Here is an 11,670-nt window from a genome sequence, read left to right as displayed (position 1 = left end):
CGTCTCCAGCAGCAACCGCTGCTGCGGGTCCATCGCCAGCGCCTCACGCGGCGAGATCCCGAACAGCCCGGGGTCGAAGTCGCCCGCGCCGCGCAGGAAGCCGCCCCGGCTGCTGTAGGAGGTGCCGACGCGGTCCGGGTCCGGGTCGAACAGCGCGTCGAGGTCCCAGCCCCGGTCGGTGGGGAACCCGGAGATCGCGTCGCCGCCGCGGGCGACCAGGTCCCACAGGTCGTCGGGGGAGGCGACCCCGCCCGGGTACCGGCACGCCATGGCGACGATGGCGACCGGCTCGTCGGCGCGCTCGGCCGCCTGCTTGCGCAGGGTGTGCAGCTCGGTCGTGACGCGCTTGAGGTACTTGAGGATCTTCTCGTCCGTGGCCATTGTTCAGTCCTCGCTGGTCAGTCCTCACGGAGGTGTGCCGGGTCAGATGAGCCCGAGCTCGTCGTCGATGAAGTCCAGGACCTCGTCGGCGGAGGCGGACTCGAGCCGGTCCCCCACGGTGGCGGCCTGCTCCGGGACGCCTGCGCAGCGGGCGACGAGCCCTTGCAGGCGCAGGGTGATCGCGGTGCGCGCGGACTCGTCGAGGCGCAGGCCGCTGATCAGCGCCTCGACGTCCTCGATCGTGGCGTGCACCCTGGCCAGCGGGTCGTCGGCCGCGCCGAGCCCGGCGAGCAGGTGCCGGGTGAGCACCAGCGGGGTCGGGTGGTCGAAGACGAGGGTGGCGGGCAGCTTGAGCCCGGTCGCCTCGCGCAGCCGGTTGCGCAGCTCCACCGAGGTCAGCGAGTCGAAACCGGCGTCTTTGAACGCGGTGTCGGCCCGGACCGCCTCCGGCCCGGAATGCCCGAGCACCGCCGCGACCTGGCCTCGGACCAGGTCCAGCAGCAGACCCTCGCGCTCGGCCGGGGCCAGCCCGGCCAGCCGCTGGGCCAGACCGCCGTCCGCCGCCTTCGCCAGGGCCCGCCCCGCCCGGACCAGGCCGCGCAGCAGGGGTGGGACCGCGCCGCCCGCCCGCACGGCCTTGAGGTCCAGCTTGACCGGCACCAGCAGCGCGTGGTCCGCGGCCAGGGCCGCGTCGAACAGGTCCATGCCCTCGGCGGGCGTGATCGGCACGACGCCGTCGCGGCCCGCGCGCCTGCTCATCCGCTCCTGGTCGGCCGCGCTGAGGTGGGTGGTCATGTTGGTGGCGTGCGCCCAGGTGCCCCAGGACAGCGACAGGCCGGGCAGGCCCGCGGCCCGGCGGTGGGCCATCAGACCGTCCAGGAACGCGTTCGCCGCGCCGTAGCCCGCGCTGCCCGCGCCCAGGAAGACCGAGGAGGCCGACGAGTAGACGATGAAGGCGTCCAGGTCGGCGTCCCGGGTCAGCTCGTCGAGGTGGCCGACCGCGTCGACCTTGGGCGCGAACACCGCCGCCAGCCGTCGCGGGGTCAGCGTGTCGATCAACCCCGCCTCGAAGACGCCCGCGGTGTGCACGACGGCCGTCACCGGCGTCTCGGCCAGCAGCCCGGCCACCTGCCCCCGGTCGGACATGTCGCAGGCGACCACGGCCACCTCCGCGCCCAGCCCGGTCAGCTCGTCGACCAGCTCCGCCACGCCGTCGGCGGCCCGGCCGCGCCTGCTGGCCAGCACCAGGCGGCGGACGCCGTGCCGGACGACCAGGTGCCGGGTCACCAGCGCGCCCAGCGAGCCGCCCCCGGAGACCAAGACCGTCCCATCAGGACGGAACACGGCCGGGGAATCCGACGTGGCGGCGACTCGGGCGAGGCGGGGGACGGAGAACACCGTGCCGCGTACCGCGATCTGCGGCTCACCGCAGGCCAGGACCGGTCCCAGCACCGGCCCCACCTCCTGGTCGGTGTCCAGCAGCACCACCCGGTCCGGGTTCTCGGCCTGGGCGGCGCGGACCAGACCCCACACCGCCGAGGCGGCCGGGTCGCTCACCGAGCCGTCCCCGGCGGCAACCGCTCCACGCGTCGCGACCACCAGCCGGGAGTCCTCCAAGCCCGGCACGGTCAACCACGCCCGCACGACCTCGAGCACCCGTGTGGTCAGCGCCAGCGCTCCCTCGCCCGCCGCCTCCAGGACAGCGACCGGCGGCGCGGCGCCCACCAACGCCTCCACGTCGGCGGCGGTGGCCACCGACACCCACGGCGGGGCGGGCTCGGCCTGGGCCGGGGGCAGCTCGGTCCACTCCACCGCGAACAGCGAGTCGGCGCCCGCCGCGCCCGCCGTCAGCTTCTCGGCCGCCACCGGCCGGGACACCAGCGAGTCCATCGTCAGGACCAAGCCGCCGGTCTGGTCGGCCGCCTGGACCGAGAGCGCGTCCTGGCCGCTCGGCGCGACCCGCACCCGCAGCTCGGCCGCGCCCGCCGCGTGCAGCACGACCCCGTTCCACGCGAAGGCCAGCACCGGCTGACCGGCTGTCTCCCCGGTGCTGTCGGCGGCGGCGAACATCCCGGTCTGCAAGGCGGCGTCGAGCAGTGCCGGGTGCAGGCCGAAGCCGCCCGCCTCGTCGCGCCGCGCGTCGGGCAGGGCGACCTCGGCGAACAGCTCCGCGCCGCGCCGCCAGACCGACCGCACGCCCTGGAACGCGGGCCCGTAGCCGAAACCGCGCCCGACCAGGTCCGCGTAGAACTCGGCGGGGTCCACCTCGACCCGCTCCGCGCCGGGCGGCGGCCAGGCGGCGAAGTCGAAGACCTCGGCCGGGGCCGCGGGCGCGGGCGAGAGCACTCCGGTGGCGTGCCGGGTCCACACGTCGCCGTCCTCGCGCGCGGAGTAGACCTCGACGGTGCGCGAGCCGGTCTCGCCCGGTCCGCCCACGGCCACCTGCACCCGGACCCCGCCGTGCTCGGGCAGCACCAGCGGCGACTCGATCACCAGCTCGTCCAGCGCGCCGCAGCCGACCTCGTCGCCCGCGCGCACCGCCAGCTCCACCAGGCCGGTGCCGGGGAACAGGGCCACGCCGCCCACCGCGTGGTCGGCGAGCCACGGGTGGGTGCGCAGCGCGAGCCGGGAGGTGAACACCAGGCCGTCGGACTGCGGCAGCCGAACCAGGGCGCCCAGCAGCGGGTGCCCGGCCGCCGTCTGCCCCAGCGACGCCGCGTCCGTCGCCGTCGCGCTCGCGGCAAGCCAGTAGAGCTGGTGGTCGAAAGCGTAGGTCGGCAGGTCCACCCGGGCCGACGCAGCGCCTGCGGGCAGGACACCGGTCCAGTCGAGCGGGACGCCGCGCACGAACAGCTCCGCCATGGCGGTGAGCAGCCTGCGCGGGCCGCCGTCGTCGCGGCGCAGCGAGCCGGTGACCACAGCGGTGGCGGCTGTGTCGGCTGTGCCGGCCGTGACATCGATGATCTCGGAGATCGGCTGCACCAGCACCGGGTGCGCGCTGACCTCCACGAACACGTCGTGGCCCTGCTCGATCAGCGTCGTCACGGCTGGTCCGAAGCCCACCTGCTCGCGCAGGTTCCGGTACCAGTACCCGCCGTCGAGGGCGCCCGCGTCCCGGACCCAGTCCCCGGTCACGGTGGAGAAGAACGGCACCACCGGGGCCTGCGCGCGCACCCCGGCCAGCGCGTCGGCCAGCGCGTCGCGGATGTCCTCCACGTGCGCGGTGTGCGAGGCGTAGTCGACGGCCACCCGCCGCACCCGGGCACCCCCGCCCGCCAACGACTCCACCACCTCGTCCAGCGCGTGGGCCTCCCCCGCGACCACGACCGACGAGGGGCCGTTGACGGCGGCGACCTCGACCTTCCCGGCCCACGGCGCCAACCGCCCGGCCGCGTCCTCGGCGGTCAGCGCGACCGAGGCCATGCCGCCCCGGCCGGACAGCTTCGTGGCGATGGCCTGGCTGCGCAGCACCACCACCCGCGCCGCGTCCTCGAGCGACAGCGCGCCGGAGACGCAGGCCGCCGCGATCTCGCCCTGCGAGTGCCCCAGCACCGCGTCGGGCACCACACCCGCCGACGCCCACACCGCCGCCAGGCCCACCATCACCGCGAAGCAGGCTGGTTGCAGCACGTCGACCCGGTCCAGCAGCTCGGGGGCGGCGTCGCCGCGCAGCACCTTCGTCAGCGACCAGTCGACGTGGGACTCCATCGCGGCGGCGCACTCGGCGATCCGCGCGGCGAACACCGGGGAGGCGTCAAGCATCTCCCGGCCCATCCCCCGCCACTGCGTCCCCTGTCCGGGGAACACCCACACCAGCTTCCCCAGGTCGCCGTCGCGCCCGGTGACCACGCCGGGGGCGTCCTCCCCGCGGGCGAGCGCGCCGAGCCCGGCCAGCGCCTGGTCCTCGGTGTCGGCCACCACCACGGCGCGGTCGCCCAGGGCGGCCCGACTCGTCACCAGAGCCCCGGCGACGGCCGCCAGCGGCACATCCGCGCCCTCGATGAACTCCGCCAGCCGTGCGGCCTGGCCCGCGAGCGAGGCGGCGCCGCGCGCCGACACCACCAGCGGCACCACACCGCCGGGCAACTCCTCCGGGGCGGGCTCCTCGGTGGTCGCCTCTTGCAGGATCAGGTGCGCGTTGGTCCCACTGATGCCGAACGAGGACACGCCTGCCCGGCGCGGCCGCCCGGTCCGCGGCCAGTCCCGGGCCTCGGTCAGCAGCTCCACCGCGCCCGACGACCAGTCCACCTCGGTCGTGGGCTCGTCCACGTGCAACGTCGGGGGCAGCACGCCGTGCCGCAGCGCCTGCACCATCTTGATCACGCTGCCCACGCCCGCCGCCGCCTGCGTGTGGCCGATGTTCGACTTCAGCGAGCCCAGCCACAGCGGGTCCGCCGCATCCCGGTCCTTGCCGTAGGTGGCCAGCAGGGCCTGCGCCTCGATCGGGTCGCCCAGCGCCGTGCCGGTCCCGTGCGCCTCGACAACGTCCACATCGGACGGCGACAGGCCCGCGCCTGCGAGCGCCTGGCGGATCACCCGCTGCTGCGACGGCCCGTTGGGCGCGGTCAGGCCGTTCGACGCGCCGTCCTGGTTCACCGCGCTGCCACTGAGCACCGCGAGCACCCGGTGCCCGCGCTCGCGCGCCACCGACAGCCGTTCCAGCACGACGACACCGACGCCCTCGGCCAGCCCCATCCCGTCGGCGCCGTCCGCGAACGCCTTGGACCGCCCGTCCTCGGCCAGGCCGCGCTGCCGCGAGAAGCCGACGAAGGAGCCGGGGGTGACCATGACCATGGCCCCGCCCGCCAACGCCATCGAGCACTCGCCGGACCGCAGCGACTGGGCGGCGAGGTGGATGGCGACCAGCGACGACGAGCACGCCGTGTCGATCGTCACCGCCGGGCCCTCGAAGCCGAACACGTAGGACACCCGGCCCGAGGCCACGCTCGTGGTCGCCCCGGTGCCCGCGAAGCCCTCCGACTCCGGCGTGACCACGCCCGCGCCCGCCCCGTAGCCCTGGCTGGACACGCCGGAGAACACGCCGACGTCGTCGCCCCGCAACGACAGCGGGTCGACGCCGAGCCCTTCCAGCGCCTCCCAGGAGGTCTCCAGCAGCAGCCGCTGCTGCGGGTCCATCGCGATGGCCTCGCGCGGGGAGATCCCGAAGAACCCGGCGTCGAACAGCCCGGCGCCGCGCAGGAATCCGCCCTGGCTGGTGTAGGAGGTGCCCGGCCGGTCGGGGTCCGGGTCGATCAGGCCGTCGAGGTCCCAGCCCCGGTCGTCGGGGAACCCCGACACCGCGTCGCCGCCGCGGGCGACCAGCCGCCACAGGTCGTCGGGGGAGCCGATCCCGCCCGGGTACCGGCAGGCCATGGCGACAATCGCGATCGGCTCGCGGGCCCGGTCCTCGACCTCGCGCAGCCGCTTGCGCGCCTCGCGGGCGTCGGCGATGGACCGCTTGAGGTAGTCGCGGAGTTGTGCCTCGTCAGCCACTGCTCTCAGCTCCTGGGGGATTGACGTGGGTGATCGCGTTGGGGGTCAGTCGAGCCCGTCGACGAGGGCGAACAGCTCCTCGTCGCTGGCGCTGTCGAGGTCCTCGTCGTCCCGGTCGGCGGACTCGGCGGCCTTGAGCAGTTCCCGCAGCCGCGCGGTGATCCGGGCCCGGTCCTGGGCGTCGGCCGCGATGGCGGCCTCCAGGCCGGCGAGACCGGCCAGCACCGAGTCGGCCGGGGCCCCGGTGTCGAGGGCGAACTCCTCGCGCAGGTAGGCGGCCAGCGCCAGCGGGGTCGGGTAGTCGAAGACGAGGGTGGCGGGCAGCTTGAGCCCGGTCGCCTCGCGCAGCCGGTTGCGCAGCTCCACCGAGGTCAGCGAGTCGAAACCGGCCTCCTTGAAGGCCGTGTCCGGCCGGACGGCGCCCGGCCCGGAGTGCCCGAGCACGACCGCCACCCGCGTGCGGACCAGGCCGAGCAGCACCGCCTCCTGCTCGGCGGCGGGCAGCCCGGTGAGCGTGCCCGCCAGACCGCCCCCGGGCGCCGAGACCGCCCGCGCCTGCTGCCGACCGGCCTTCACCAGGCCGCGCAGCAGCGGCGGCACTCCCCCGCCCGCCGCCGCGTCGGCGCGCACCCCGGCCAGGTCGAGCTTGACCGGGACCAGCAGCGACCGACCGGACCCCAGCGCCGCGTCGAACAGGTCCATGCCGTCCTCGGCCCCGAGGCCCCGGACCCCGCCGCGGCCCTCGCGGCGGGTCATCCGGCTCAGGGTGACCTCGTCGAGGGTGTCGGCCATGCCGGTGGCCTGCTGCCACGGGCCCCAGGCCAGCGACAGGCCCGGCAGGCCCGCGGCCCGGCGGTGGGCCATCAGGCCGTCCAGGAACGCGTTCGCCGCGGCGTAGCCGCCACTGCCCGCGCCCATGAAGACCGAGGAGGCCGACGAGTAGACGATGAAGGCGTCCAGGTCGGCGTCCTTGGTCAGCTCGTCGAGGTGGCGGACCGCGTCGACCTTGGGCGCGAAGGCCCCGGCGAGCCGCTCCGGGGTCAGCGTGCCGATGACCCCGGCGTCGAACACGCCCGCCGTGTGGACGACGGCGGTCACCGGGACCTCGGCCAGCAGCCGCGCCACCTGGTCGCGGTCGGACACGTCGCAGGCGACCGCCGAGACCTCGGCGCCCTGCTCGGCCAGCTCGGCGACCAGGTCCGCGACGCCCTCGGCCGCCGGGCCCCGCCTGCTGGCCAGCACCAGGCGGCGGACACCGTGCCGGGCCACGAGGTGGCGGGCCGCCAGCGCGCCCAGCGTGCCCGCGCCGGAGACCAGCACAGTCCCTTCAGGACGGAACACCGCGGGCGCGTCGGAGGTCTCGGCGCGGGCGAGGCGCGGGACGGAGAACGTCGTGCCGCGCACCGCGAGCTGCGGCTCACCACTGGCCAGGACCGGACCCAGCGCGGTGTCCACAGCAGCGTCCTGGTCGAGGTCGAGCAGCACGAGCCGGTCCGGGTTCTCCGCCTGGGCGGCGCGAACCAGGCCCCACACCGCCGAGGCGGCCGGGTCGGTCACCACTCCATCGCCCGCGGCCACCGCGCCGCGGGTCACGACGACCAACCGCGATTCGGCCAGCGCGCTCCCGGCGAGCCACGCCTGCACCACGGCCAGCACCCGCGACGCCAGGTCCAGCGGCTCGCCGCCGACCGCCTCCAGGACCACGGCGGGCGGCGCGCCCCCGGCTAGGCCGAGCACGTCGTCGGCGGTGGCGACCGCCGCCCACGCGGGCGCCTGCTCGCCGGGGTCCACGGCCAGCTCGGTCCAGTCGACCTCGAACAGCGAGTCGACCGAGGTCGTCGCGGCGTCGGTGGTCACCTCGCGCAGGACCAGCGAGTCCATGCTCAGCACCGGGCCGCCGGTCTGGTCGGCGGCCTCGACCGTCATCGCCTCGGGCCCTGCGGGCGCGACCCGCACCCGCAGGGCGGCAGCGCCCACGGCGTGCAGCTCCACCTTGTTCCAGGCGAACGGCATGACCGACCGGCCGGGCCCGCCCCCGGCCGCCGCGGCGATGGTCCCGGTTTGCAGAGCCGCGTCGAGCAGGGCGGGGTGCAGGCCGAACCCGGCGGCGGCGTCCCGGTGCCCGTCGGGCAGGGCGACCTCGGCGAAGACCTCCGCGCCGCGCCGCCACACCGCCTGGACGCCCTGGAAGGCGGGCCCGTAGGCGTAGCCGCGCTCGGCGAGGTCGGGGTAGAGGTCGCCGACCTCGACGCGCTCGGCGCCTGCGGGCGGCCAGGCGGTGAAGTCGAACCCGGCGCCCGCGCCCGCCTCGGCGGACAGCGTGCCGGTGGCGTGCCGCGTCCAGGTGTCGGCGCCGTCGCGCAGGGAGTGCACCTCGACGGCGCGCGCGCCGCTGTCGTCCGGTCCGCCCACCGCGACCTGGACGCGGACCCCGCCGCGCTCGGGCACGACGATCGGCGACTGGGTCACCAGCTCGTCGAGCACCGGGCAGCCGACCTCGTCCCCGGCCCGCACCGCCAGTTCGACCAACCCGGTGCCGGGGAAGAGCACCACGTCGTCGATCGCGTGGTCGGCGAGCCAGGGGTGCGCGCGCAGCGACAGCCGGGAGGTGAAGACCAGCCCGTCGGACTGCGGCAGCGGCACGACCGCGCCGAGCAGCGGGTGACCGGTCGCCGACTGGCCCAGGGCGGTGGCGTCGGTCGACTCCGCCGAGTGCAGCCAGTAGTGCTCGTGGTCGAAGGCGTAGGTCGGCAGGTCCACCCAGCCGGACGCGGGCGGCAGCACCCCGGCCCAGTCCAGGCGGGCGCCCCGGGTGAACAGCTCGGCCATCGAGGTCAGCAGCCTGCCCAGGCCGCCGTCGTCGCGGCGCAGCGACCCGACGGCCACCGCCGCGTCGACCTCGGCGATCGGTTGGACCAGCACGGGGTGCGCGCTGACCTCCAGGAACGTCCGGTGCCCCCGGCTGACCAGGTCGGCGACCGCGGGGCCGAAGCCCACCTGGTCGCGCAGGTTCCGGTACCAGTAGGCGCCGTCGAGGGCGCCCGCCTCGCGAACCCAGTCACCGGTGACGGTGGAGTAGAACGGCACCCGCGGGGCCTGCGCGTCGATCCCGGCCAGCGCCGCGTCGAGCGTGTCGCGGATGTCCTCGACGTGGCGGGTGTGGGAGGCGTAGTCCACCGCCACCCGCCGGACCCGCACGCCCCAGCCCTCCAGCGCGGTCACGACCTCGCCCAGCGCCTCGGCGTCGCCCGCGACCACCACCGACGACGGCCCGTTGACCGCCGCCACCTCGACCCGGTCCGACCAGGGTGCCAGCCGGGCGGTGGCGTCGGCCTCGCCCAGCGCCACCGAGGCCATCCCGCCGCGCCCGGACAGCCGCGCGGCGATGGCCTGGCTGCGCAGCGCCACGACCCGCCCGGCGTCGGTGAGCGACAGCGCGCCGGACACGCAGGCGGCGGCGATCTCGCCCTGGGAGTGGCCCAGCACGGCGTCGGGGGCCACGCCCGCCGACCGCCACACCGCGGCCAGGCCGACCATCACCGCGAAGCAGGCTGGTTGCAGCACATCGACCCGGTCCAGCACCTCGGCGTCGACCTCGCCCCGCAGGACCGCGAGCAGCGACCAGTCGACCCACGGTTCGATCGCGGCGGCGCACTCGGCGATCCGCGCGGCGAAGACGGCCGAGGCGTCGAGCAGGTCGCGGCCCATGCCCACCCACTGCGTCCCCTGGCCGGGGAACACCCACACCAGCTTGCCCGGTTTGCCCGCGCTGCCGGTGACCACGCCGGGCGCGTCCTCGCCGCGGGCCAGCGCGCCGAGCCCGGCGAGGGCTTCGCCCGCGGACCCGGCCACGACCACGGCGCGCTCGTCGTGCACGGACCGGCTCGACACCAGCGCGCCCGCCACAGCCGTGAGCGGCACGTCGGTGTCGGCCAGGAACGCGGCCAGCCGCTCGGCCTGGCCCGCGAGGGAGCCCCGGGTGCGGGCCGACACCACCAGGGGCACCGGGCCCGCGCCTGCGGCCACCTCGACGGGCGCGGGCTCCTCGGGCGCCTCCTCGATGATCAGGTGCGCGTTGGTCCCGCTGATCCCGAACGACGACACGCCTGCCCGGCGCGGGCGGCCGTCGCGGGGCCAGTCGCGGGCCTCGGTCAGCAGCTCCACCGCGCCCTCGGACCAGTCCACCGCCGTGGAGGGCTCGGCGGCGTGCAGGGTGGGTGGCAGGACGCGGTGCCGCAGCGCCTGCACCACCTTGATCACGCTGGCGACACCCGCGGCGGCCTGGGCGTGGCCGATGTTGGACTTGAGCGACCCCAGCCACAGCGGCTCGGAACGCTCTTGCCCGTAGGTGGCCAGCAACGCCTGCGCCTCGATCGGGTCGCCCAGTGCGGTGCCGGTCCCGTGGCCCTCGACCACGTCCACATCGGACGTCGTGATCCCGGCGTTGGCGAGCGCGCCGCGGATCACCCGCTGCTGCGACGGCCCGTTCGGCGCGGTCAACCCATTGGAAGCGCCGTCCTGGTTCACCGCGCTACCCCGCAACACGGCCAAGACCCGGTGCCCGCGCTCACGCGCCACCGACAACCGCTCCAGCACCACCAGGCTGACGCCCTCCGACAGCCCCATCCCGTCCGCGCCCTCCGCGAACGCCTTGGACCGCCCGTCCTCGGCCAGCCCGCGCTGCCGGGAGAACCCGACGAACGAGTTGGGCGAGGACATCACCATCGCCCCGCCTGCCAACGCCATCGAGCACTCGCCGGACCGCAGCGACTGCGCGGCGAGGTGCATCGCGACCAAAGACGACGAGCACGCCGTGTCGATCGTCACCGCCGGACCCTCGAAACCGAACACATAGGACACCCGCCCGGACGCCACGCTCGAAGCGACCCCCGTGCCCGCGAAGCTCTGCATCTCCGGCCCGACGACACCGTTGCCGTAGCCCTGGCCGGACACCCCGGCGAACACGCCGACATCGGAGCCCTTCAACGAGACCGGGTCGACGCCCGCGCTCTCGAACGCCTCCCAGGACGCCTCCAGCAGCAACCGCTGCTGCGGGTCCATCGCCAGCGCCTCACGCGGCGAGATCCCGAAGAACCCGGCGTCGAAAAGGCCGGCGCTGTGGACGAACCCGCCCTGGCTGACGTAGGAGGTGCCCGCGCGGTCCGGGTCCGGGTCGAACAGCGCGTCCAGGTCCCAGCCCCGGTCGTCGGGGAACCCCGACACCGCGTCCCGCCCCTCGACGACCAGCCGCCACAGGTCGGCCGGGCCCGCGACACCCCCCGGCAGCCTGCACGCCATCCCGACGATGGCGATCGGCTCGCGGACGGCGCCTTCGAGCTGCCGGTTGCGCTGCTTCAGCGAACCGACCTCTTCCAGCGACCTGCGCAGCGCCTCGACGACCTTCTCATACGACGCACTCACCAAACGCCCCAATCACTCGGTACCGGATGCCGGGCCACGCGGGATCACTCGCCGCCGAACGCCAGGTCGACCAGGTCGTCGACGTCCAGTTCGGCGATCGCCCGCCCCCGGTCGGCCTGGACGAGGTCGCCCGGGTCGCCCGCGGTGGCGAGCTGGACCAGGGCGCCCATCAGGCCCGCCTCCCGGAACCGGGCCAGCGGGACCGACGCGAGCGCCCGGCGCAGCCGCGCCTCGTCCACGTCCGCGCCGGTGTCCGGGGCCAGCTCCGCGCGCAGGTGGCGGGCGAGCGCCAACGGGGTCGGGTAGTCGAAGACCAACGTCGCGGGCAACTTCAACCCGGTCCGCTCCCGCAGCCGGTTCCGCAGCTCCACCGAC

General features: G+C 75.8%; 4 protein-coding genes. All 4 read right to left on the bottom strand.

Features of this window, described 5'->3' with window-relative positions:
• Positions 1-381: beta-ketoacyl synthase N-terminal-like domain-containing protein (locus GCL84_RS02075; protein ID WP_197522962.1), on the bottom strand; the 381-nt coding region annotated here is incomplete at its 3' end.
• A gap of 42 nt (positions 382-423) precedes the next feature.
• Positions 424-5,874, bottom strand: coding sequence for a type I polyketide synthase (locus GCL84_RS02070; RefSeq protein ID WP_156753603.1), 5,451 nt, complete (start codon positions 5,872-5,874; stop codon positions 424-426).
• Positions 5,875-5,919: 45 nt separating this feature from the next.
• A complete protein-coding gene (locus GCL84_RS02065; protein WP_156753602.1) occupies positions 5,920-11,298 on the bottom strand; it encodes a type I polyketide synthase in 5,379 nt (1,792 codons plus the stop codon).
• Between the two features lie 41 nt (positions 11,299-11,339).
• Positions 11,340-11,670 (bottom strand): acyl carrier protein (locus GCL84_RS02060; protein WP_197522961.1); only part of this gene is annotated, 331 nt, incomplete at its 5' end.

It is taken from the genome of Actinokineospora pegani, from assembly GCF_009745975.1.
GTDB lineage: Bacteria > Actinomycetota > Actinomycetes > Mycobacteriales > Pseudonocardiaceae > Actinokineospora > Actinokineospora pegani.
This window is presented reverse-complemented; position numbering and strand designations above follow the sequence as displayed.